19 protein-coding genes are annotated in these 23,884 nt (G+C 66.8%); 8 read left to right on the forward strand and 11 right to left on the reverse strand.

Going from position 1 to position 23,884, the window contains the following annotated elements; translation table 11 throughout:
* Positions 1-57: 57 nt before the first annotated feature.
* Genes MRBLMI12_RS21945 through MRBLMI12_RS21955 form a run of 3 tightly spaced genes read right to left on the reverse strand, consistent with a single transcriptional unit; the run spans position 58 to position 3,735 of the window.
* Positions 58-1,155 (reverse strand): hypothetical protein, encoded by a 1,098-nt coding sequence (locus MRBLMI12_RS21945; protein ID WP_363358308.1) that lies wholly within the window; start codon positions 1,153-1,155, stop codon positions 58-60.
* A gap of 32 nt (positions 1,156-1,187) precedes the next feature.
* The gene (locus MRBLMI12_RS21950) at positions 1,188-2,171 is read right to left on the reverse strand and encodes an aldo/keto reductase family protein (protein WP_363358309.1); all 984 of its coding nucleotides are present in this window, start codon (positions 2,169-2,171) and stop codon (positions 1,188-1,190) included.
* Position 2,172: 1 nt separating this feature from the next.
* Positions 2,173-3,735, reverse strand: coding sequence for an aldehyde dehydrogenase family protein (locus MRBLMI12_RS21955; RefSeq protein ID WP_363358310.1), 1,563 nt, complete (start codon positions 3,733-3,735; stop codon positions 2,173-2,175).
* Between the two features lie 79 nt (positions 3,736-3,814).
* Between MRBLMI12_RS21955 and MRBLMI12_RS21960 the strand changes: the two genes are divergently transcribed.
* Positions 3,815-4,894 (forward strand): ROK family protein, encoded by a 1,080-nt coding sequence (locus MRBLMI12_RS21960; protein WP_363358311.1) that lies wholly within the window; start codon positions 3,815-3,817, stop codon positions 4,892-4,894.
* 791 nt (positions 4,895-5,685) lie between these two features.
* Here MRBLMI12_RS21960 and MRBLMI12_RS21965 read toward each other — a convergent pair.
* The 8 genes from MRBLMI12_RS21965 to MRBLMI12_RS22000 all read right to left on the reverse strand — a co-directional run bounded on the left by MRBLMI12_RS21965 (position 5,686) and on the right by MRBLMI12_RS22000 (position 14,876).
* On the reverse strand, positions 5,686-6,078 hold the full coding sequence (locus MRBLMI12_RS21965; protein ID WP_363358312.1) for a PLDc N-terminal domain-containing protein: 393 nt from the start codon (positions 6,076-6,078) through the stop codon (positions 5,686-5,688).
* Positions 6,079-6,150: 72 nt separating this feature from the next.
* The gene (locus MRBLMI12_RS21970) at positions 6,151-7,167 is read right to left on the reverse strand and encodes a sugar phosphate isomerase/epimerase family protein (RefSeq protein ID WP_363358313.1); all 1,017 of its coding nucleotides are present in this window, start codon (positions 7,165-7,167) and stop codon (positions 6,151-6,153) included.
* Between the two features lie 15 nt (positions 7,168-7,182).
* Positions 7,183-8,364 (reverse strand): Gfo/Idh/MocA family protein, encoded by a 1,182-nt coding sequence (locus MRBLMI12_RS21975; protein ID WP_363358314.1) that lies wholly within the window; start codon positions 8,362-8,364, stop codon positions 7,183-7,185.
* 156 nt (positions 8,365-8,520) lie between these two features.
* Positions 8,521-9,909, reverse strand: coding sequence for an MFS transporter (locus MRBLMI12_RS21980; RefSeq protein WP_363358315.1), 1,389 nt, complete (start codon positions 9,907-9,909; stop codon positions 8,521-8,523).
* A 117-nt stretch (positions 9,910-10,026) separates the two neighbouring features.
* Positions 10,027-10,911 carry an intradiol ring-cleavage dioxygenase gene (locus MRBLMI12_RS21985; protein WP_363358316.1) on the reverse strand — a complete coding sequence of 295 codons (885 nt, stop codon included), beginning with the start codon at positions 10,909-10,911 and terminating at the stop codon, positions 10,027-10,029.
* 12 nt (positions 10,912-10,923) lie between these two features.
* Entirely contained in the window at positions 10,924-11,988 is a 1,065-nt protein-coding gene (locus tag MRBLMI12_RS21990; protein WP_363358317.1) for a maleylacetate reductase, read from the reverse strand.
* A gap of 30 nt (positions 11,989-12,018) precedes the next feature.
* Positions 12,019-13,671, reverse strand: coding sequence for a thiamine pyrophosphate-binding protein (locus MRBLMI12_RS21995; RefSeq protein ID WP_363358318.1), 1,653 nt, complete (start codon positions 13,669-13,671; stop codon positions 12,019-12,021).
* The gene (locus tag MRBLMI12_RS22000; protein WP_363358319.1) at positions 13,668-14,876 is read right to left on the reverse strand and encodes an FAD-dependent monooxygenase; all 1,209 of its coding nucleotides are present in this window, start codon (positions 14,874-14,876) and stop codon (positions 13,668-13,670) included. The genes MRBLMI12_RS21995 and MRBLMI12_RS22000 overlap by 4 nt, the downstream gene beginning before the upstream one ends.
* A gap of 312 nt (positions 14,877-15,188) precedes the next feature.
* Here MRBLMI12_RS22000 and MRBLMI12_RS22005 point away from each other — a divergent pair, with 312 nt between their 5' ends.
* From MRBLMI12_RS22005 to MRBLMI12_RS22035, 7 genes are all read left to right on the forward strand, one after another.
* Positions 15,189-16,490, forward strand: coding sequence for an ABC transporter substrate-binding protein (locus tag MRBLMI12_RS22005; RefSeq protein ID WP_363358320.1), 1,302 nt, complete (start codon positions 15,189-15,191; stop codon positions 16,488-16,490).
* A 102-nt stretch (positions 16,491-16,592) separates the two neighbouring features.
* Positions 16,593-18,596: a GMC family oxidoreductase gene (locus MRBLMI12_RS22010; RefSeq protein WP_363358321.1), complete on the forward strand. Its 2,004-nt coding sequence runs from the start codon at positions 16,593-16,595 to the stop codon at positions 18,594-18,596.
* A 235-nt stretch (positions 18,597-18,831) separates the two neighbouring features.
* Positions 18,832-19,782 (forward strand): carbohydrate ABC transporter permease, encoded by a 951-nt coding sequence (locus tag MRBLMI12_RS22015; protein ID WP_363358322.1) that lies wholly within the window; start codon positions 18,832-18,834, stop codon positions 19,780-19,782.
* Positions 19,782-20,624 carry a carbohydrate ABC transporter permease gene (locus tag MRBLMI12_RS22020; RefSeq protein ID WP_363358323.1) on the forward strand — a complete coding sequence of 281 codons (843 nt, stop codon included), beginning with the start codon at positions 19,782-19,784 and terminating at the stop codon, positions 20,622-20,624. Before MRBLMI12_RS22015 ends, MRBLMI12_RS22020 begins: the two co-directional genes overlap by 1 nt.
* A complete protein-coding gene (locus MRBLMI12_RS22025; protein ID WP_363358324.1) occupies positions 20,621-21,997 on the forward strand; it encodes a sugar phosphate isomerase/epimerase family protein in 1,377 nt (458 codons plus the stop codon). The genes MRBLMI12_RS22020 and MRBLMI12_RS22025 overlap by 4 nt, the downstream gene beginning before the upstream one ends.
* Entirely contained in the window at positions 21,990-23,024 is a 1,035-nt protein-coding gene (locus tag MRBLMI12_RS22030) for a Gfo/Idh/MocA family protein (protein WP_363358325.1), read from the forward strand. The genes MRBLMI12_RS22025 and MRBLMI12_RS22030 overlap by 8 nt, the downstream gene beginning before the upstream one ends.
* Positions 23,021-23,779, forward strand: coding sequence for a GntR family transcriptional regulator (locus MRBLMI12_RS22035; protein WP_363358326.1), 759 nt, complete (start codon positions 23,021-23,023; stop codon positions 23,777-23,779). The genes MRBLMI12_RS22030 and MRBLMI12_RS22035 overlap by 4 nt, the downstream gene beginning before the upstream one ends.
* Positions 23,780-23,884 lie beyond the last annotated feature (105 nt).

The following is a 23,884-nucleotide window of genomic DNA, read 5'->3' on the forward strand; positions in this document are numbered from 1 at the left end:
TTCAGTGCGGCTGCAGCGTCTATTCCGAGTCGAAGTCAGTGAGCTTGGTCACGCGTGTCAGTACACGCCCTCAATAACCTCCACGCCTTTGAACGCGTCGAGCGGCGCGATGCCGCCGATCGAGTCGCCGAGCTGATCCAGCCTGCTGGGGGCGTGACGGATGACAGAGTCGCGCTCCGCGTTGTTGGGGAGCAGGAACGACTTGCTGACGTGATGCACGACGAGCTGACCACGTTCGCCGTACTCGACGACCTCGCCGGTGTCGGGGCTCCGGACCTGGAATGTGCTGTAGGGGTCGATGGTCGGGTCCAGGATCGCGTCGTCCGAGTCGACGCCGAGGCGCTCGGCGGCGCAGCTGCCCAAAGCCATGGTGGTACCGAAGCCGGCGACGATGTTCACGTTGGGGAAGAGTTCACGGCGGTAGAAGTCGCGCGAGTCTGCGTCCATCGACGCTCCGCCCCACGTGATGACGTCCACGTTCTGATTGACGTTGTCGACCAGTTCTTCGCGTCCGGCAATGCGGGCGAGCACGGGCGGCGTGAGACGCAGGTACCCGATGTTCTGCAGTCGGAAAGCGTAGGTTGCCTGGTCGAGGATATGCTCGGCGTAGGCGCCGGCCTCTGCCGCGTTGCCGGCGGACATCTGCTTCTTCACCCAGCGCGGGTCCATGTCGACGGTGAATACGAGTGAGCCCCACTCTCGTGCCGAGCGCCGGACTTCCTCGAACGCTCCGTGAGGCCCGCTCGGTGTGATCGAGAGCCAGTTCTTGCCGTGCTGGATGCCGTACTGCTCGAACTGGTACATGTCGCGCTGGACCATGCGGTTTGCGTAGTCGTAGAGCAGCGGAAGGCATTTCGGGGCGCCGGTCGTTCCGCCGCTCTCGATGATGCCGGCCACGTCGGGCTTGGTGCCGTACCCGCGTGGAATCAATTGCGGGGCGGGGACATCCCGCAGCTCGTCGGTGACGTTGGGGAAGAGCCCGAGGTCGTCCCAGGTGCGGATGTCGGTGCGCGGGTCGAAGTCGAGTGTCTTCGCTCGCTGGAGCCAGAACTCGGAACCGGTGTCGGGATGGAAGTGCCAGGCCATGGCTGCACGGATGAACTCGTCGGGATCCGGGCGTTCGCCGAACGGGAGGTCGAGGATGGGCGTCGTCATTGGCGTGTGTCGCTTTCTGTTGGTTGGATGGACTAGCTGCCGACCGGCAGGGGTTCGACTCCGACGAGGATTTCGTCGATACGAACCAGCACGTCGCTGGGGATGACGAGCTCGACGGCCTTCACGTTTTGCGCGACCTGTTCAGGGCGGGCACCTCCGGCGATGAGCCCTGAGACGCCGGTCCGGCCAAGGACCCAGGCCAGGGCGAGCCGTGCCAGCGGAACATCGAGTTCTGCTGCCAGCGCGCCAAGCTTCTGGACTGCGGCCAGAATGTCGTCGGTCAACCAGCGTCGGATCAGCTGAGACCCACGGCCCGTGTCCACGGCGCGGGACCCGGGGGGAGGCTGTTGCCCGGGCAGGTACTTTCCCGTCAGCACACCCTGCTGGAGTGGAGACCACGCCCAAAGTCCGATGCCCGATTCGATGCATGCCGCGACGACGTCGCTCTCAGCGCGACGCGACAGCATCGAGTACTGGACCTGGTTGAGCACGATCGGAACCGCCAGCTCTCTCGCGATGGGCGCAGCCAGTCGAATCTGCTCCGCGGGCCACTCGCTGATTCCGAAGTAGAGGGCTTTCCCCGCGCGCACCACATCGGCGAAGCCTTGGATGATCTCTTCCAGCGGAACATCGGGGTCGAAGCGGTGCGCGATGTACACATCGAGATAGTCGGTGCCCAGCCGCTGCAGGGACGCGTCGATGGACTCGCGGACGTGCTTGCGGGACAGGCCGCGAGAATTGGGATGCGGGTCCGCGTCGTCGAGCGCGAAGAAGACCTTGGTGCTCAGCTCGAACGAGTCTCTCGGCAGTCCCCGCAGCGCCGCCCCAAGGACCTCTTCCGCGGCACCGCCGGCATACGAGTCGGCCGTATCGAACGTGGTGATGCCGACATCCACGGCTGCGCGCACGATTTCCGTGGACCGGTCAGCATCGATCTTGTCGCCGTGCGTCAGGAAATTGCCGTACGCGACGGTCGAGATGTGAAGGCCGGACGCACCAGCTCTACGGAACTCCATATCAGGCCGCCCCGCCTTCGAAGTAGCCGCGCGGCTCCAGCAGGAAGTGCGACAGATACCCGGTGTGCGGCAGCCCGGGAGGCGCCCAGTAGGTCGGACGCGGACCCACGAACACCGTGTCGATCGAGGCTTCCGCGGCAAGGTCATCGACCAGATCGTCCCCGGCTCCGAGAACGGTCAACTTCAGAGTGTCCTTCAGCGGGTCGATCCCGTCGCTCGGCGACCACGCCGCGAACCAGACGCAAGGGAAGGGCAACTCGATCCGAGCGCGCGCGTCGTCAGCAGACGGCAGCACGTGAACGCTCGGCCGCTGGGCGGCGCTGCCGTCCCCAATATCTCCGACGAGGTCGGCACCACCGAGCACGACGTGTGCCCCCGCCGCCGCACCGTTGACGTAGTTCGCGGTCTTCTGCACCTGCGCGATCGGGTGAACGGGCAACACGGCCGCCGGGTCCTCCGGAGGCAGGCTCGGCATGCTCTGGAGCTTCTCCGCAACCGCCTCCGCGAGCCCCGTGGGGTCGCCTTCGACGAAAACGGCGGTGACGTTGACGCAGCCTGCGCCACCGCCCTTGGCCGCAGAGTCAACGACGAGGTCGACGTAGTCGCGCCAATCGGCATCGGCGGTGATCAGAATCTTGGACCGGCCCGGACCATTCGGGCGGACCTTCAGTCCCTTGTACTTCGCGACGACGTCGTCGCCCCCGTAGACCATCGCGAGATCCGCGCCTCGCAGGATCTCGTCGGCGGCCGCGTAGTCGGTGGGTAGGAACACCACCTCGTCCTGGCGGAACCCGCTCTCCCAGAGCGCGGACACCAGGCGGTAGGCGGTCAGGGGCTCCCGCCTGGACGGACGGACTGCCACTCGGAATCCGAGGGCCAGCGCCTGCAGCCACGAGCCGTTGATGCCCGGGTGGTTACCCGAGGCGTGCATCGCGAAGACCCGTCCGCGGCGTGCCCAGAGGGGAGCCGGAACTCCATGCGGGGCGTCGTCACGGCGGAGGATCGCATCCGAAGGGATGCCGAAGCGGGCGCGCCGAGCGACATCCGTCGCTCCTGCCGCAACCTGGTCCGTCGCCGCAGCGATCTCGACGATCGGGAGGCCGGTGACACGGCTCACGAGGTGCTTGTACTCGTCCGGGTCCAGACCCGCTATCCGCTCGTCGCGGAACCGTCGACCGGCTTCGGCGATCATCGCCGGCCGGTCGATGTCGCGATCGTTCGCCTTTCGCAGAGCGGCCATGGCTCTGGCGACGTAAGGCACTGGAGCCAGGCTGAGTTCAGCCACGGGCTCGCTGGCGACGTCGGTCACTAGAGACGGCTGTCGCGACGTGTACCGTCCGTTCGGCCCGAGAACCTCGATCGGGTAGAGGGTGCTCGTTAGGTTCATGAATGCTCCTCGACTGATGCCCATCGACTGCATCGGCAACACCGACGCAGATTCGCTAGACTCAACATATCTTTTGTCGGAATCATCGAAAGATGCATGTTCATTGAACGGTCTCTGCCATGATGTGCCGAGTAGGACAAGGTCAGGGGTGAGCGTGGTCGGTCGGCCAGGAGACATCGTCGAGTTGCTACGTGACCGGGGACCTCTGCCGGCGGCGCAGATCGTGGAGTCACGTGATGTCTCTCGGTCGACCACGATGCACGAGATCGGCGCCCTCGTCCGCGATGGACTCGTCGCCCAGGGGATGGAATCCCGCTCGCGGGGCGGGCGACCCTCGCGTGTGGTCGAGCTCTCGGACACCGTCCAGTTCCTGGCAATCGATGTGGGCACCGTTTCCATCTCGGCTGGTACCACGAACGCCTACCTCGAGGTGCTGGAGACCGTCGAGGAACCAACAGACCTAAAGGCAGGCCCCGCATCCGTCATGGCGCAGATCGAAGAGTGCGCACGTCGGCTCACTGGAGATGCCCGCGGCCCCCTTCGCGTTGCGGGCGTCGGCATAGGTATACCGAGCCCGGTCAGCGTCGAGCTGGGAGAACCTGTCGACCCCGCTCTGATGCCTGGGTGGGACCGTTTCCCGATTCGCGATCAACTCAGCGAAAGGCTGGGGGTGCCGGTCAGTGTCGACAAGGACGCCAACCTCATGGTCCTTGGCGAAGGGCACCGGGGAGCCGCGCAGGGTATCGAGGACTGCTTGTTCGTTAAGCTCGGGTCGGGAATCAGCTGCGGCATCGTGGTCGGCGGTTCGCTGTATCGAGGACACTCTGGTGCCGCAGGCGACATCGGCCATGTCCCGGCAGGCAACTCCGATGTTCCGTGCCACTGCGGCCGACGGGGCTGCGTTGAGGCGCAGGTCGGAGCGGCCGCGTTGGGTGCGCGCGCACTGGCCGCTGCGCGATCTGGGGAGTCGCCGTTCCTCGCCGAACGGCTGGCCAGTACCGGCACCCTCGTGGGGATGGATCTTGCGTTGGCGAATGCGGCGGGCGACCCCGCTGCGGCTCGCATCATTCGGGAAACAGGAGCGCTCATCGGCGAGGCCCTGTCCGCCTTGGTGAACTTCTTCAACCCCGAGCGGATCGTTCTCGGCGGCCCCTCGGCGGCCTTCGGGCCTCCCCTGCTCACGGAGGTTCACAGCGCCATCCTCAAGCGCTCGTCATCCCTCTCGACCGCCGGGCTGGTGGTCATGTCGAGCACCCTCGGAAAGACCTCGGGTCTGATCGGCGCCGCCCGTCTTGCCAGCGACACCTTCCTCACGTCGCTGTCGCGTTCGCATTGAAGTTGCGTCATGCCCCAAGGAATCGACCAGCTCATAGCGCCTCGGCCGTGTTGCGCCAGGCGGTGAGGCTCTCGCGTGATGGTGGGCTGGACGCCACCGGCGGGATCCGCAGCGTGCAGTCTTGCGATTGTCGTGCGTCCGACTCCAGACGCAGCAGCAATCGTCCTGATGCTCATTGTCTTTGCGAGCTCGGGACGATCGAGGTGACCTCGGCATCGACGACGACGTCGACGGGCCCAACGCCCTGTGCTCGAGCACGGCGACGCCGATGGTCCGTGCGCGCCTCATGACATGACACGTCGTGGTCCGTCCCTGGGGACTCATCCAACGACGTACAGCGGCTCAGGTAGCCGGCTGAGGTCCTTGTGGTGGATAGGTGAACCACGGCCATCGCGCCGCGGCGAGTGGTACTCAGCGAAGTAACCGCGCATCCGCAGAGGTCAGTCGCCCCATTTTCCAGTGGGAGCACACTCGCGCTTCGGCGCATCTCTGCCGGTATCTCCACACGGTCCCAGCGCTTTACCTGCTGGCGCCTCGCTGTTTGGGGCTGCCACGACCGCACGGTCGGACCAGCGAACGAGCGGTGTCTAGCGGGCAGCTGCGCCAGGCGTCGGTCGCCGCGCTCAGCAACGGCCGCCTCCATGCGTGTCAGCAGCGTGGGGTGCTGATGGAGGGGGCGCCCGCCCCTGGAGGGGATCCCCTCGTGTAGCCGTCCGGGCTGCCGTGCACCGCCGGTATCTCGGCGCTGGGCATTGCGACAGTTGCCGGTAGCGGAGGTTGCGCGGGGATTCTCAGCCGAAGTACTGGTTGCCGAGGGCCTTGCCCCTGAGAGCGTCGAACTCGCCCTGCGTGATGGTTCCCGCTTCGAGCAACTGCTTCGCCTGTGCGATGTCTTCTGCCGGGTTCGTGGACGCCGCCGGACGATAGTCATCCGATTCCGACACGGCAACCCGAGCGCGGCTCTGCTGGGTGCGCTGAGCCAATCCGCGGCCCCGCGCGATCACGTAAACGATTGCCGTGAGGAACGGTACAAACACGAGGGCGATGATCCACAGCGCCTTGAGCCAGCCATTCAGCTTCGCATCCCTGAACAGGTCGGTGATGATCACGATCACGACGTAGAGGTAGGCGATGAAGTAGAAGCACCAGAGGAGGAACCAGAAGAAGTTTCCGGAGAGGAACATCGATGTCACCTTTCGATCTGTTTGTTGGTGCCGGCGGACCGCGGTGCCGCGCGCTCGCGGCCCGCCGGGGTCTCAGGCGACACTCTCGGCTCTGGTGGAGAACGCGGCGTCGAATGCGGCGGCGGGAGGGGTGATGGCGTTGAGCTTGCGGACGAACTCGATCGCCTCGGGGGCGCCGTCGAGCCGGTCCATGCCGGCGTCCTCCCACTCGACGCTCGTCGGGCCGTCGTAGCCGATCGCGTTGAGGGCCCGGAACAGCGGCTCCCACGGCACCTGGCCGTGCGCGGTCGACACGAAGGTCCACCCGCGCCGCGGGTTGGCCCACGGCAGGTGCGAGCCCAGCACGCCGTTGCGGCCGTCGAGGTTGGTGATCGACTCCTTCACGTGCACATGGAAGATGTGCTCGGCGAAGTCGAGCACGAACGCGACCGGATCGAGCTGCTGCCACATGAAGTGCGACGGATCGAAGTTGATCCCGAAGCTCTTGCGATGACCGATCGCGTCCAGCGTCGCCTTCGCGGTCCAGTAGTCGTAGGCGATCTCGGACGGGTGCACCTCGAGCGCGAAGCGCACCCCGACCTCTTCGAAGACATCGAGGATCGGGTGGAACCGGTCGGCGAAGTCCCGGTAGCCCGCTGCGATCCATTCATCGGATGCCGGCGGGAACATCGCCACCGCCTTCCAGATCGACGATCCCGTGAAGCCGGTCACCGTCTGGACGCCCAGCTTCGCCGCGAACCGTGCGGTCATCTTCAGCTCTTCGGCGGCCCGCTGCCGCACACCTTCGGGGTCGCCGTCGCCCCACACGCGGTCGTTGAGGATGTCGCGATGCCGCTCGTCGATCGGGTCGTCGCACACCGCCTGCCCCGCGAGATGGTTCGAGATCGTCCAGACCTTCAGCCCGTTGCGCTCGAGGATGTCCCGCCGCGACTGCACGTAGTCCGCGTCATCCCAGCGCGACACGTCGATGTGGTCACCCCAGCAGCCGATCTCGAGACCGTCGTAGCCCCACTCCCCCGCAAGCCGCGCCACCTCCTCGAACGGGAGGTCGGCCCACTGACCGGTGAACAGAGTGATCGGACGAGGCATTGTCATAGCTCCTGATTACGCGACGACCGAAACGGCCGCGGCGACGCGGACCCAGGCGGAGTCGTGGGCCGAGCTCTCCTCGACGGCGGAGAGCACGCGCTGCACGCTGAGCCCCTCAGCGAACGTCGAGTGCAGGTCGGTGCGCTCCGCGATCGCCGTTACGAGGTCCACGACCTGGTGGCTGAACCCGTGCTCGTAGCCGAGCATGTGACCGGCCGGCCACCAGGCGCTCACGTACGGGTGCGCGCCTTCCGTCACAAGGATCTTCGTGAACCCCTGCAGGCGTTCAGGCGCAGTGCGGTCGTAGAACTGCAGCGTGTTCAGGTCTTCGAGGTCGAACCGCAACGCGCCCTTGTCGCCCGACACCTCGATCGACAACGCGTTCTTGCGACCCGTCGCGAACCGCGTCGCCTCGAACGAGACCAGCGCGCCGTTCGACAGACGTCCGGTGAAGAGCGCGAGATCGTCGACGGTGACGTCCCCGAGTTTCCCACCCGCGACACCGGTGAAACCGACCCGCTCCCCCAGCACCGGACGCTGCTTCACGATCGTCTCGATGATGCCCGACACCGCCTCGACCTGCAGGCCGGTCACGAACTGCGTCATGTCGACGATGTGGGCACCGATGTCGCCCAGCGCGCCCGACCCGGCGTGCTCCTTCTGCAGACGCCAGCCGAGCGGCAGCTGCGGGTCGACGAGCCAGTCCTGCTGGTAGGCGGCCCGCACCTGCTGCACCTGTCCCACCTTGCCCGATGCGATGAGGTCACGCAGGAAGGTCACCGCGGGGACCCGGCGGTAGGTGAAGCCGACCATCGCCCTGGCGCCGCGCTCGGCCGCGCGCTCGGCGGCGGCGAGCATTGCCTCGGCTTCTTCGACGGAGTTGGCCAGTGGCTTCTCACATAGCACGTGCTTGCCGGCCTCGAGTGCGGCGATCGCGATCTCGGCGTGCGAGTCGCCGGGCGTGACGACGTCGACGATGTCGATGTCGGAGCGTTCGATGACCTCGCGCCAGTCGGTCGCAGACGCCTTCCAGCCCCACTGGGCCGCCGCGGCGGCGACAGCCTGGTCGTTGCGGCCCACCACGACGGTCATCTCGACGTCCTCAGGCAGCGAGAACACGTGGGGGGCCTGGCGCCAGCCGACCGAGTGCGCGGCGCCCATAAAGCCGTATCCGATCATCGCAACGCGCAGAGTCATCTTTATCAACCTGTCTCGATCGACACTGCGATCGATGGGACGGAACTGGCAGGGAGGTCGTGCCAGCGCGGACGGGTTATCCGCGAACCGTGGCCAGCGTAGGGTCGCGTTTCGGCTCCAAAGCGGCGAGGTTCACTGAATGAACGCCTGCGGGGATCAGACGATCGACTCCGGTGCAGCCAACGGCTCATCGGGGATCGGCCTCGTGCGCGGGATGAAGCCCGCGAGCACGGCGCTGAGCGCCGCGACACCGATGACGATGAGGATCGCAGCGTGATACGCATCGGCACTGGGAACGACCAGCTGACCGTAAATGAGCGTGTTCGCGCTGAGGACCGCAGCAAGGACCGCCGCGGCGCTGCTGGTGCCGAGCGATCGCATGAGCGCGTTGAGCCCGTTGGCCGCGCCCGTCTGCGACGCGGGCACAGATCGGTTGATGAGAGCAGGCATCGCCGCGAAGGCAAAGCCCGCGCCGATGGCGGCACCGATGTTGAGCACGCACACATGCCACACCGACAGCTGGAGGAACGTGGCCGTCAAGTAGCTGCCACCGACGACGGCCGCCCCCGCGAGCAGAAGCCGCTTGGGGCCGATGGTGCGCTCGAACCGGCCGGCGACAAAGGATGTCCCGACCGCGAAGAAGCCTGAAGGCATCATGATCAGACTCGCTTCGAACAGGCTCAACCCAAGACCGCCCGCCCCCTCCGGCTGCTGCAGCAAGCGCGGGAAGATGATGTTGCCCGCGAACATGGAGAAGCCCATCCCTATGGACGCCACATTCGTGAGCAGCACTGGCCGCCGGGCGGTGACCCGAAGATCCACGAGCGGGTTCGCCCGCCGCAGCTCGAACCAGCCCCAGAGCAGCAGTGCGAGGATCCCGCCCACGAGCGGAATCGCGATGCTGGGCGACAGCCATCCCCACTCGTTGCCGCGCGACACGGCGAGGAGCACCCCTGTCAGGCCCAGCGCGAGACCTACTGCGCCGGCGAAGTCGAACCTGCCACCGGACCGGCGGGTGCGAACCGGCACCGTCAGCCGCACAAGAAGGAAGCACACCGCGGCAAGAGCCGCTCCGACCCAGAAGATCGCGTGCCAGCCGACGTGTTCGGCGAGAAACGCACTGATCGGCTGGGCCAACGAGCTACCGAGGCCTACGGAGGCGGTGACCAGCGCCGTGGCGGCGCCTAGCTCTCGCGTCGGAAGGATGTCGCGGAGGATGGAGACCCCGAGAGGGATGACGGCAAGGCCCGCACCCTGGAGCGCACGCGCGAACAGAACTGGTCCCAGCGTCGTCGCGAGGGCGGCGATCACCGAGCCCATGAGCACCAGTCCCAGGAGGACGAGGATCATCAGCCGCTTGCCGTACATATCGCCGAGCTTCCCGGCGATGGGGGTCACGATGGCCGACACCAGGAGGGTCACCGTCACGATCCATGCAGTGTCGCCTGCGGACGCGTCCAACAGCACGGGCAGTTGCGGCTGCAGCGGGATGACCATCGTCATCATGAAAGAGCCGGTAACGCCTGCGATCGCAAGGACCGCCATAACGACCCCGTTGGGGAACGCGCGCGGCTCAGTTCCCCGCGTCACGGGAGATCACGGCCCTCGGCGGAGCCTCGTTCGGGTTGGTCTTCAGGTGCGGTGTGTGACTGGCGCACCGCGTTACTCGGCGGGCGCGAGAACGATGTCGAAGCGCACGTCGCTCCAAGGGCCTCCCGGCTGACGGCCGTCCGGGGTGCGCTCGTCCGCCGAGTGACGGTGGAAGTCCTTGATGAGCGACTCCTTTACGCCGAAGACGGTGTCCTTCCAGCCGATCTCGTCGCCGCGCACGAAGATGTGCGTGACGAGCCGGCGGTAGCCGGGGGCGGTCACCATGAAGTGCAGGTGGGATGCCCGCATCGGGGATCGTCCGACCGCTTCGAGCATGGCGCCGACGGGACCGTCGTGAGGAATCGGGTAGGGCGTCGGAGTGAGCCCCCAGAAGTCGTAGTGCCCGTCCTCGTTTGTGAACAGGTGTGCCCGGGCGGCTGTCCGACCGTCCGAATACTGGACGTCGTAGAAGCCGTCATCGTCCGCTTCCCATACCTCGATGCGTGCGCCGGCGATCGGGATGCCCGAGGTGTCCCGCACGCTGCCGCTCACCCAACACGGTTCACCGGATGCGTCGAAGGCCATGTCGCCACCGAGCGGGATCTCTGGTGCGTCTTCGATGAAGAACGGCCCGAACACCGTGGCCTCGGTGGCATCGCCCTGCGCTTCGTTGTTGACACCGATGACTTGCATCGAGATCCCGAGGACGTCGGACAGCAGGATGAACTCCTGGCGCTTGTCGTCGGTGATGTGCCCGACCGCGGTGAGGAAGGCGATGGCGGCATCCCACTCCTGTTCGGTCAGTCGCACTTCTCGGACGAACGCGTGGAGGTGGCGTACGAGGGCCTGCATCAGCTCTCGCAGTCGGGCGTCGGGGGTCTCCGCGAACGACGCCACGACAGTTTCGATGAGTGCTTGTTCGCGGGCGGTCTGTTCGTCGCTGACGTTGCGGGTCATGACAGCTCCTCTTTATTCGATGGGGTCGCCGGCCCAGGCGGCGTGCAGCAGCGTCTCAAGATCCGCCTGCGTGACGGGCCGCGGGTTCGAAGCCGGGATCGCGGGCAGGATGATCTCGGCCGCCGCGGGGATCGCGTTCTCGTCGAAGCCGAGCTGCGCCAAAGAGCGGGGCGCGCCGATATCGTGCCGCAGTCGATACAAGCCACCGCCGGGCGAGGTGTCGCCGCCGAGCGCGCTCACCACGCGCTCTGCCGCGTCGGGTGCGAAGGGGGCGTTGAACGCGGTGACGTATCCGATCACGACGGAGTGCGTTTCGGCGTGCGGAAGGTTGTACGTGCCGCCGAGCGCGTGGCAGATCTTGTGATGCATGCCGGAGCCGGCGGAGGCGAACGCGACCGCTGCAAGGTACGCACCGTACAGCGTCCGCTCTCTCGCCTCCAGGCTGTCAGGCTCGCTCTGCAGCTGCCGCAGTCCCGGGAGCAGCGCGCGCAGGCCTTCCGTGCCAAGGGCGCGGTTGACCGGATCCGCGCGCGGAGCCCAGAATCCGTCGATCGCGTGCGCGACCGCGTTGAGCGCACTGGACATCGCGAGTGTCGCGGGCATCGTCGCCATGAGGCTCGCGTCGTACACCACGACCCGAGGCAGCACCTTGTCGTCGACCCCGGTCGTCTTGCGCTCTCCCTCGGTCTGCCCCCATACGTTGGTGGCCTCGGAACCGGCGAAGGTGGTCGGAACGGCGACGATGGGCAGCCCCGTCTCCCGGGCGACGATCTTCGCCAGACCTGTGGAAGAGCCGCCGCCGATGCTCAGGACTGCGTCCGCGCCGGTGGCTCGTGCACGATCGACGGCAGCCTGGGCGTTCTCGACCGGGACGTGCTGCACGATGTCGTGGATTCGGTCGACGATCGGCACCGAAGCCGCGATCTCATCGGCCAGCTCTAATGTGAACCGGTCTGCGATGAGGAGGACTCGGTTCGCGTCGAGACCGGTCAGTGCAGCGAGGGTGTTCCGCGCTGCACCACCGGTGCCGAACAGGACGCGCTGACCTAGCGTGCTGTGGTCGAACTCAATGGCCATGAGCTGACTCCGCTCTCGATGGGGCGCGACTCAGTGCGCGCGGAATGCTTCCTGCAGCCGCTCGGAGCGAACGGCCGGGTTGACCCGACAGTCGAGCAGGAGGGTTCCCCGGCCCGCCTCTTCCCATGCCGAGAGGGCTTCACCGATGTCGGAGACCGAGCGCACCACTGCTGAGCTCGCACCGAAGGCGGATGCGATGCCCGCGATGTCACGCGTCCCAAAGGTCACATGTTCGGTCTCGAAGCCCATCGGCTGGAAGTGGTGAACCTCTGCCCCGTACGCGCCGTCGTTGTACACGACGACGATCGCGTCGCGTCGCTGCGCGGTGAGGGCGTCCAGCTCCCCCAGCTGCATCAGCGTTCCGCCGTCTCCGATGAACACGACCGAGACGCGGTCGGGTCTCGCCACCGCTGAGCCCAGGGCGACGCCGAGCGCGACGCCGACCGACTGGAAGCCCTGGGCCGCGACGAATCCCTGCGCGTCGGGGACGCGGATGAATGCAGTGGGCCACCAGTGGTGATGTCCGCTGTCGTAGGTGACGGTTCGCTCGAGCGGAAGGAGGCGATCGAGTTCGACGACGAGCGAGCGCGGATCGATGACGCCTTCGGCTTCGACCGGCCCGAACTCATCCGCTGCCACGAATCCCTGCAGCTCCTTTAGCTCATCCGAGCCTCGGAAGCCCTCGCTCTCGTAGCCTCGCCGCTCCAGCTCGTGCAGCAAAGCTGCGGCCGTGCGCGCAGCATCGCCGATCAGGCCGAGACGCACCGGGCCGTTGACGCCGAGGGCGCCCTCCTCGGTGTCGATCTGGATCACCTTCGAACGATCTATCAAGGTCCCGTGCATAGCGGTCCACTGGTTTATCGTCGCACCGAACGCGATGACGACGTCGGCCTCCGGCACGATGCGCGGCACGACCTCGGAGGAGAACCCGCCACAGACGCCGACGCTGCGCTCGTTGCCCACGAAGAAGCCGTTGGCAACCAGCGATGTGCCGTACAGCGCACCGATCCGCTCGCCCAGCGCCTCGATCTCGTTGCGTGCCTCGGCCAGAACGGCGCCCCGACCCGCAAGGATGAATGGTCGCTTGCTGGCCTGGATGATGTCCGCTGCCGCCTCGATGTCGGCGGACGCGGGGCGGCTCAGGGGCGTGTTCGGCGAGGCCGGCGGCGGCGGCTCGGTCCACTCGATCTCCTCCACCTGGACGTCGGTTGGGATTCCGACGACCACGGGGATGCGGAATTTCTGCGCTTCGGCCATCGCCCGGGAGATGACACTGATGGCGTCCTCTGACCGGAGCACCCGGTGCACGCGGGCTCCGGCGGCAGCCGCGAACGCTGCCAGGTCGATGGTCTGGTTGACCTGAAGTCCGCGTCCGGTCTCGCCTGCTAGCAGCAGCACCGGCTGACGTTCGCGGACGGCGTGCGTCAGCGTGGTCAGCGTGTTGGTCACGCCCGGCCCCTGGTGGACCGACGCGATTCCGAGCCGGCCGGTGACCTGGGCGTACGTGGCGGCCGCGGCCACCGCGGCGGACTCGTGCCTGACCCACACGAAGCGGCCGCCGAAGTCGCGAGCGAACGCGTCGGTGAAGACGAAGTTGCCGCTGCCGAGCAGGCCGAAGATCGTGTCGTGACCTTCCGCGGCCAGAAGTCGGGCGATCTGTTCCGCCACCGGCTGAGTTGTCACTTGCTTACCGCCTTCGTGTCGTTCGTCAAGACTGCCTGCTCGGGGTCATACCCGTAGATCCATCCGTTGGCAAGGAGTGGATCCTCCTCCACGAACTCGAGATCGCGCGCGATCTGTTCGGGGCCGTCGGGAAGGTGGTTGATCTCCGCCCGCGCGTGGCTGATCTGCTGCAGGCGGGTGGTGCGCTCGATGCGCAGCGACTCGTAGCGCTGGAGGGCCCGCTCGGGGTTGGCGAGGTCGTCCTTGAGGCAGAGGGCGAGTACGGCGGCGTCTTCCATCGACTGTGCGGCGCCCTGCGCGAAGAACGGGAACATCGGGTGGGCGGCATCGCCAAGAAGGGTGACCGTGCCGCGGCTCCACTGCTCCAGGGGAGCACGGTCCAGCAACGCCCACCGGCCGGGCTTGTTCGCCGCGCGGATCAGTTCGGTGAGGCGAGGGTCCCAGCCTTCGAACTCCGCCAGGAACTCGTCGACCGTGGCCGTCGCCGTCCACGACTCGATGGCCTCAGTCGAAGGGGCGAACGCGACGACGTTGACGAGATCACCGCCCGACACCGGGTAATGCACCAGGTGCCGGCCGGGGCCGATCCAGAGAGTCTGGGCGGGGCGCAGTGCGAACTCGGGGGCGCTTTCGGCAGGGACGAGTGTTCGGAAGGCCGCCATGCCCGAGTAGGTCGCGGGGCCGGGAGTGGCGATGAAGGGCCGGACAGCGGAGTGGATGCCGTCGGCGCCGATCAGGATGTCGGGACGGATCACCTCACCGTTCTGGAAGCGGACCATCGGCCGACCGTCTTCGAACGCGACCTCCACGGCGCGCATGCCGAGCCGGGTGATCCCTTTCGGAACAGCGGCGGCGACGGCGTCGAGCAGATCGGCGCGGTGGACGGTGTACGTGTGCTCGCCGTAGAGTTCCTTGCACGCGGGATCGAGATTCTCCGACGAAAGCACCGTGCCGTCGGCCCACCGTCGGAACTCCCAACCAGACTCCAGGCGCACCGCACGGGTGAGGAGCTGGTCGAGAACGCCCAGACGACGCAGCAGTCGCGCAGCGTTGGGTGCCACGACGAGCCCCGCGCCGATCTCGCTGATGGCGGACGCCTGCTCGTACACCGTGCTGGTGAGGCCGACGCGCTCAAGGAAGGCGGCCGCAGCCATGCCTCCGATCCCACCGCCAATGATTGCGATGTCGGGGTTCGAGCGGGTCATCTGGTCCTCCGATGTGTGTCGTGCTCTGCGGCCTCAATGGTCGTCGGATCCGACCGGCTCATCACCTCGATGTTCGTTGAACGAACATTACGGCGCGGGCGATGATTCATGGACGGCATCGTGTCTTGCGGTAGACCACAGCATTGAGCGAAAACTCAGAGAGTCGACACTTTTGCGCAGATTTGGCGGTCATGCCTCACTGGGGCAGGACGATTGCGTGAATGTGTAGACAGATTGGGAATCTCGATCTATGGTTACCGCAAGTCCGGGAAACCCTGCCCGGCAAGAGATCGGCAAGGAGGCCGAAGCGACATGGCCAAGAGACAGCAACTCATCGCTTTCGCCGGCGTGGCGACCACGGTCGCCCTGCTGGCAGGATGCTCGGGTGGCGGCGGCAGTAATGCTGAGCCGACCAGCGAGCCCACCTCGACTGGCGGCACCGTCACGTTCGCCGCGCAGACGCAGGAGCAGGCGGTCTGGGAGCAGCTCATCGCGTCGTTCGAGGAGCAGTACCCCTCGTACACGGTGAACGCCACCTTCACCCCTAACGATCAGTTCGCACAGCTGATCCAGACGCAGTATCAGGCAGGTCAGGCCGCGGACGTCATCCAGGTGACGCCGGGAACGGGCGGCGGCCTCGCCGGCCTCTCCCTTGCCGAGGACGGCCGCCTCGCGGACCTCGACGGCCAGACGTGGATCGAGGAAGTCCCCGAGGGCCTCAAGCCGCTGATCACGCTCGACGACAAGACGTACATCCTGCCGACGGCGATCGCGCCGTACTTCGTCGCGTACAACCCGGACATCTTCGACGAGCTCGGGTTGGAGATCCCGAGGACGTTCGACGATCTCCTCGACGCCTGCGGCACTGTCAAGGATGCCGACCTCATCCCGATCGCCCTCGCCGGAGCTTCGTACAGCAACGTGAACATCACGCTGCAGACGCTTGCCTCGAACAACGTCGACGGTCCGAGCCCGGACTGGACCGACGAGCGGTACGCCGACAAGACGACCTTCGAGGACAGCAAGGAGTGGCAGAAGGTTCTCAAGGACTTCCAGGAGATGATCGACGCCGGCTGCTACGCCCCCGACGCTGCTGCTGTGGCAGCGCCTGTGCACTCGCAGCAGTTCGGTGCGGGCCAGGCCGCCATGTACGTCATGCCGGCGCAGGCGCTGTCGATCGTGGCGGCGAACTCGACGCCCGACCTGAAGGTCTCCACCTTCCCCTTCCCCGGTGACTCCGAGAAGAACACCTGGATCCCCACGGCTTCGGGTATCGGCGTCGTCGTGAACGCCGACGCGAAGGATGTCGGGGCCGCCAAGAAGTTCGTCGAGTTCCTCGGCGAGCCCGAACAGCGCATCGCCTACTCGGAAGAGAGCGGCGGCATCGCCTGGGCCGCCGGCGAGAACGGCGAGGACGTGATCCCTGAGGTTCTCGAGCCGCTGCGTGACATCCTCGCCTCCGACCACGCTCCGGCGCCCGGCTACCTGCTGTGGCCTGGTGCGGGTGTGGCCCAGCAGCTCGCTACGAGTGCCCAGGGTCTGCTCACCGGTCAGAAGAGCATCGATCAGGTGCTCCAGGACACGGACGCGGCCTGGGACCAGGCAGCCAACTAGTAGGTCAACACGGAGGGGCTGCTCGCATGGACGCATGCGGGCAGCCCCATCCCCTTTGCTCGTGTGGCGGAGGGAGCGAGCAGTGGCATCCGAAAGGTGCGCATGGTGTTGCAGAATCTCGATGTCGAGCGACTCGCCTCACTACTTAACGAGTTCATTCCTGCCGATGACTTTCCGTCAGCCCTTGACGCCGGCGCGATCGACTTCCTCGAGAGCGCGCTGGCCGAGCGGCCCGAGTGGCGGGTGCACGTCGAAGGTGCCCTCGCTGGCGAGGCCACGGACCTCGAGTGGCTCAGCAACCTCGTGCAGATCGGCTACTACGCCGACCCGTCGCAGGGCGGCAACCGCGAAGCGGTGAGCTGGCGGATGGTCGGATGGAAGCCGGGCCCCCCAGGCTGGCCGCCGGCCGAACGGGAGGCGCTGCTGCCACCGACGCGTCGTCTTGCGGACCTGGCTGACTCGTACGACGCGGTGGTAATCGGGTCGGGAGCCGGTGGCGGCCCCGCGGCAGCCGTGCTCTCGGAAGCAGGGTTGGCCGTGCTCGTGGTCGAGCGCGGGGACGCTCCCGACGCTCAGCACCTAAGCGAAGACCACCTGCGCAACGCGAGAGTGAACTTCGGGTTCCAGGACCGCTCTCTCCCTCTCGACATTGAAGAACCTCGCATCGTCGAGGGAAGACTCACCGTGCCGTCAGAGTTCCGCTGGGGCGCGAACGCGATGACGGTCGGCGGCGGTACGCGCATCTACGGCGCACAGGCATGGCGGTTCGACCCGGTCGACTTCCGCATGGCCACGCACTACGGCGTGCCCGATGAAAGCTCGCTCGCGGACTGGCCAATCAGTTACGAGGAGCTCGCGCCGTGGTACTCGCTCGCGGAGCGGTCCTTCGGCGTCGCCGGGCAGGTCGACAAACGCCACGGCCCACCACGCGAGCCCTACCCGATGCCGCCCGCGCTTCGCACGCGCCCCGGACACCGCCTCGCCGTCGGCGCGCGGAAGCTGGGCTGGGACACACTGCCGGTGCCACTCGCCATCAACTCCGTCCCCTACGGCGGCCGAGACGCCTGCGTCCGCTGCGCGCAATGCGTCGGCTTCGCCTGCCCGGTGGACGCGAAGGCCGGAAGTCAGAACACGTTCCTCATGCGCGCTCACGCGACAGGTCGGTGCCATTTCGCCCGGCTGACGCGAGCCGTCCGCGTCCACGTGAACGCTGCCAGCATCGCGACGGGAGTCACGCTCGTCGATGAGCGCACGCGGGAACGTCGTGAGGTCCGCGCCGGCCTGGTGATCGTGTCGGCCGGGGCCGTCGAGACTGCACGGCTTCTCCTCGCCAGCGCGACCGATGCCGCACCGGCGGGCCTGGGCAATCGGACGGATCAGGTGGGCCGTCATCTTCAGGGCCACCTCTACGCCGGCGCCTTTGGGGTTTTCGACGACGACCTGAACGACTTCCGTGGCCCAGGTCCCCAGATCGCCACGACCGGGTTCCGGCATGACAATGCGGGGCTGATCGGCGGCGGAATGATCGCCAACGAGTTCGTTCCGACACCGGTCAGCACGTATGCGATGCTCCGCGCCGCCGGCCTGTTGCCGCCCTGGGGCCTCACCGCCAAGCAGGCCATGCGCACCCTGACGAAACGGGTGCACCGCGTAATCGGACCCGTGCAAGAGGTCCCCAACCCCGCCTCACGCGTCGAACTGGACTGGACGCAGCGTGATCACGCCGGGATGCCCGTCGTCCGCTTGTCTGGCGCGAACCATCCCGAGGACCGCCGCATGCAGGCGTTCCTCACCGAACGCGCATCCGAATGGCTCACCGCCAGCGGCGCGCACACCACGGTCGGCTGGACGACACGGCCACCGGGATGGGGCCCCAGTGTCGGCCAGCATCAGGCCGGAACGGCGCGCATGGGCGATGACCCCGCTACGTCCGTCACTGACCCTCTGGGACGCGTGTGGGGGCACCCCAACGTGCTCGTCACCGACACCTCCCTGCACGTCACGAACGGCGGCGTCAATCCGATGCTCACGACGATCGCACTCGCGCTCCGAGTCGCACACCACGCCGCAGGAACCTTCCCCACGCCGCCCGGCCTGTCCACATAAGAGTCGACACTTTAGAGGTCGCAGGGCTTGTTGCGCAGGTCCATTGCCAATCTGAGTCGCACAGTGTGGACACATGGTCATTTTGCGGCTAGCATCGAGGATGTACCCCGCGATCGGCGATGTCGCTCGGACGGGCACAATGCACACGCGATTCGGCAAGGAGGCCGCGGCCAAAGATGACCTACACACTTCGACTCACAGTCGCTGAGACGGAGCGGGACGCAGCGTGATGACGATGACTACTCGCCAGAGCTCCCCGCCCTCCAACACCCGGACCGCGTCGGCTCCTTCGAAGAAGTCGCCGCGTCGCCGGCACTACATCCCCAAGACGCGGATCTCGCGCCTGTGGGCGCTGCCGGCGCTCATCCCCGTGGCGCTGCTGCGCTACATCGCCGTCGGTTTCGGCGCGTACTACGCGTTCACGAACTGGAACGGCCTAAGCGTGTCGGCCGACTTCGTCGGCATGGACAACTTCGTTCGCATCTTCTCGGATGAGGTTGCGCTGCGTTCGATCTTCAACACGCTGATCCTGGCCGCGTGCGCAGTCCTGATCTCTAACACGCTCGGCATGATTCTTGCGAATGCGCTCAACAAGGACCTGAAGACGCGGCACTTCCTCCGCGCATTGTTCTTTGCCCCGTTCGCGATCACATCTCTCGCCGTGGCTTACGTCTGGTCGTTCATCTTCGAGTACAACGGCCTGCTCAACCAGCTCTTGAGCGCTGTCGGCCTCGGTGAATGGCGCCGACTGTGGACCGCTGATCCAGAGACCGCGCTGTGGACCATCCTCGTCGTGATGGTGTGGCAGACCACCGGCCTGTGCATGATCATCTACCTTTCGGGACTGCAGGGCATCCCCGAGGAGATCAATGAGGCCAGCGAGCTGGATGGTGCCGGTGTCTTCAAGCGCTTCCGCTACGTGACGCTGCCCATGCTGCGTCCGGCGATCGTCGTCGCGGTCGCGCTGCCCACCATCATGTCGCTGCGCGTGTTCGATCAGGTCATCGGCCTGACGAACGGCGGTCCCGCTCAGGTGACCGAGACGCTCGTCACGCAGTTCTATCGCCAGGCGTTCGCCTTCGGAAACTACGGCTATGGCGCCGCTATCGCGCTGCTGCTCACCGTGCTCATCGGCGTCATCGCCGTTGCACAGGTGCTGCTGCTGCGTGGAAAGGACGAGAACTAATGTCTCGCGATCGCTACCGTCCGCGGACGTTCGTCCGCGAAGTGATCCTGCTGCTGGTCGCAGCCATCTGGTGGATCCCGTTCTACATCATCATCGCGATCTCCCTGCAGGATCGTGATGCCATCAACGAGCGCTCGCTCGCGTTCCCGTTCTCGAACCCGCAGTGGGGCAACTTCGCCGAGGCCTGGGGCGGTGGCTCATCAACAGGGCTCGGAAGCGGCCTTCTGTCGAGCTTCATCATCACGGCCGGCAGCGTCATCGTGATCGTGGTGCTCTCCTCGCTGGCTGCGTACGCGATTGCCCGTCACGCCTCGCGACTGAACACGACGCTGTACTTCCTCTTCATCATCGGCATCGTGCTGCCGTACCTGCTCGGGCTGATCCCGGCATTCATCCTGTTGCGCGAGCTCGGGCTGGTCGGCACGCACCTCGGCATGATCATCCTGTACACGGGTGTCGAGCTTCCCACCGCGATCTTCCTCTACGCAGGGTTCATCCGCGCCCTGCCGAAGGAGTACGAGGAAGCGGCGCTGGTGGACGGCGCCAGCCCCTTCCGCACCTTCTGGCTGATCGTCTTCCCGCTGCTGGGCCCCGTGACGGCCACTGTGTCGGTGATCACGGCGCTGTTCGTCTGGAACGACTTCTTCGCCCAACTCGTGTTCCTCACGGGCACCAACAACCAGACGCTTCCTGTCGCCATCTACGGGTTCGTCGGCGAGTTCGCGACGCAGTGGAACTACGTGTTCGCGGGAATCGTGATCTCGGTGGTGCCCGTTCTGATCTTCTTCATCTTCACGCAGCGTCAGCTCGTCAAGGGCTTTGCCGGAGGAATCAAATCGTGACCGATCCGTACGCGCTCCGAATGACCGCAGTCCCCCGCCCGCAGGGCGGACCCCAGGAGCTCGCGTGGTGGGTGAACGTTTCCCTCCCTTGGTTCCGGGCGGTCCCGTTCTCCTGCCTCGAGCGAGTGGAACTACAGGTGGACGGATACCCGGTCGCCGCAGATGCACTGCTTGTCCGCCTTGACGGCGATGTCGTCACGCTGGCCTCACTGGCGGGCCGCGGAGACTACTGGGGCGTGCAGACCACGCTGCAGATCGGCCTGCCAGCCGGCGCCGCGGTGCCCGAACCGGGCGCCTCGATCGAAGCCGCGGTCACGCTCCGGATGCCGGAAGGCCACGACCCGAAGGGCGACTGGACGCGCCGGCGCGTGTCGGCGGTGGCAACGATGGGTCACGGTGGGACGTCCCCTTGGAGCCTGGGCGTGTGCACCTTCAGTTTCGCCGGTGAGCTGCGCCGCGGCCGGGCCCTGCGGGCCTGCCTCGACGAAGTCGCGGCGATCGGCGGATATGCGGGTGTCGAGCTGCTGGGCGCACAGGTGGCGCAGGGGTACCCGAACCCCAGTTCCGCCGAAATTCGGCAGCTCGGCACCATCGTCCGGGACGCCGGACTCGTCCCGCTCGTGTACGGCGCGTACACGGACCCGGGCCGGCAGCTGGGGCCGTCGACGGATGACGACCTGCTCAACTGGGCGCAGAACGGCCTGGACACCGCAGCCCTGCTGGGATCCTCCTTCGCGCGCATCAACCTGCCGCCGAAGGCCGGTCTCCTCTCCCGCGCCACAGAACTCGCCGCGCAGCGGAACCTCGTCCTGCTGACCGAGCTCCACGCCGTCACCAGCGCAGACCCGTACGTCCAGGACTTGCTCGCAGCCTTCACGCAGATCGACTCCCCGAACCTCGGGCTCACCCTCGACCTGTCGTGTGTGATGCAGGCCATCCCCGACGGATTCGTCGATGAGTTGCTGCGGCCCGCTCTGCCCGCTGCGGCGATCGATGCGATCCTCGACGGATGGGCGGCCGATCAGCCGGAGGGAGAGACGCTCGACGCTCTCGCGGCGCTCGGCGGCGACGACCTGGTGGCGGCGGCCCGTCCGCTCGTGGGCCGGATGCGCCGGCTGTTCCGCCGTTCCAGCCCCGACTGGCTCCCCGATGTGCTGCCTCATACGAAGGTCGTTCACGGCAAGTTCTTCGAGATCGTGGACGGACACGAGGCTGCGGTCCCGCTGGAGGAGATCTTCCACGAGTTCAGGGCTGCGGAGTTCGACGGCCATCTGCTGGCTGAGTTCGAAGGTCACCTGTGGCAGCAGAATCCCGACACCTTCGAGCAGCTGCGCCGCTACCGCTACCTGGCAGGGGCGCTGGTCGATGCCTGACCGATCGATTCCCGTCGCCCTCGTCGGATTCGGAGGCTCCGGATCCGGCATCCACGCCCCGCTGATCGACGCCACCGAGGGACTCGACGTGGCCGTCGTGGTGGCCCGGGGAGAGGAGCGCCGCGCGGCCGCCGCGCAGCGCTACCCCCACGCGGAGGTCACCGACTTGCTCGATGCCGCGAAGGCTGCGGCAGTCGCGGTGGTCACGCTTCCCGTGCACCACCGCGGCGACACCGTCGCGCACCTCGTGGACGCTGGCACCCGGGTCGTGGTCGAGAAGCCCTTCGCGGGCGACCTCGCCGGCGCCCAACAGCTGGCGGTGCGGGTCGGGGACCAGGTGACCGTGTTCCACAACCGCCGGTGGGACAGCGACTTTCTTACGCTCAAGCGCCTCCACAGAGCCGGCGCATGGACTGGCCCTGTGCGCCTCACCTCGCGGATCCAGCGGTGGCAGCCGACGGTGCGCGACAGCTGGCGCAACGACCCCCAGGGCGGAGGATTCCTGCGAGAGGTCGGCCCCCACCAGATCGATCAGGCCATCCAACTGCTGGGCCCGGTCACCGGCGTCTACGCAGAAGTGCTGGTACGACGTCCCGGCTCCCGCACCGAGGACGACGTTTTCCTGGCAATCACCCATGCCGACGGGAGCGTGTCGCATCTCATCTCCGGCGCGCTCGGCAACACCGACCTCCCCCGATTCGAGGTGTCGGCGCGCGATGCGCTGGTCTCACTCGGCACCGCAGACCCACAGCACGACCAGCTGCACGCCGGCCTGTCCCCGCTCGACCCCTCCTGGGGCGTCACAGACGCCTCCGACTGGCGGCGGCGTGGGGCCGACGGCGAATGGGACGACGTCCTGCCGGAGCGGGGCTGGTGGCCTGGATTCTACGAGGCCACTCGCGACTGGCTGTCCGGTTCTGGCGGACCGGTCAGCGTCGAGGACGGCGTCGCGACGATGCAGGTGATCGATGCGGCACGCGAATCTGCGCGCTCGGGCCGGCGGGAGCCGATCGGGGCTGCTCGATGACGTTGGAGGCCACGGCGACGACGACCGCCGAGACGGCGGAGGCGCCCTTCGAGCTGATCAAGCTCCTCGAGCTCTCCGACCGACGCGAGCCGGTCGTCATCGACATCGTCGTGTGGGTCGCGCTGGCCATCATCAACGGACAGCTGCTTCCCGGGCAGGACCTGAACAGCGTCGAACTGGCGACCCGTTTCGGCTCCAGCCGCACCCCGGTGCGCGAGGCGCTTGCCCTTCTCGAATCGAATGGTCTGATCGAGATGCGCGCACGCAAGCGTCCTCGGGTCGCGTCGTTCGGGCCCGAGCAGAGCCGCGAGGTCTTCTTCGTCCGCGCCCAACTCATCTCGGGGCTCACCCGCGCGGCGATCGAGAACGCGACCGATGGAGACGTGGCGGCTCTGGACCGGCACGTCGAGATCCTCCGCGAATTCGCCGCGGCCAGAGACGACGACCGCTATCGGTGGGCGCACTTCGCGTTCTTCGATGACCTGGTGGCGATGTCGGGCAACGTCACAGCCCGGGCGATCTTGAACTCCCTGTTCCTGAGAACCCTGCCCGTCCGCCGCGCTCTTTCGCTCCCCCACCGCCTCGACGAGAGCCTGTACTACGCCGAGCTGATTCTCGCTGCGGCCCACCGCCGTGATGCCGAGATGGCAGCCCTGCTGGTGCGGCGATCGGTCCAGGCGGCCGTCGACGTCATCGCCCCCGAAGGGGACCCGGGCGCCCTGTTCATTGAACGATCTGACTCCTTGTCGGGTTGAACGAGACTCCGGAACATGACCCTGACGAAATCCTTCATAGAAGAAGCGGGTGATAGCAATCGAGCATCGCTATTTGGGTCGGTCCGGACTGCAGATTTCTGGCCG

This window comes from Microbacterium sp. LMI12-1-1.1 (assembly GCF_040676455.1).
In the GTDB taxonomy this organism is placed as follows: Bacteria; Actinomycetota; Actinomycetes; order Actinomycetales; family Microbacteriaceae; genus Microbacterium.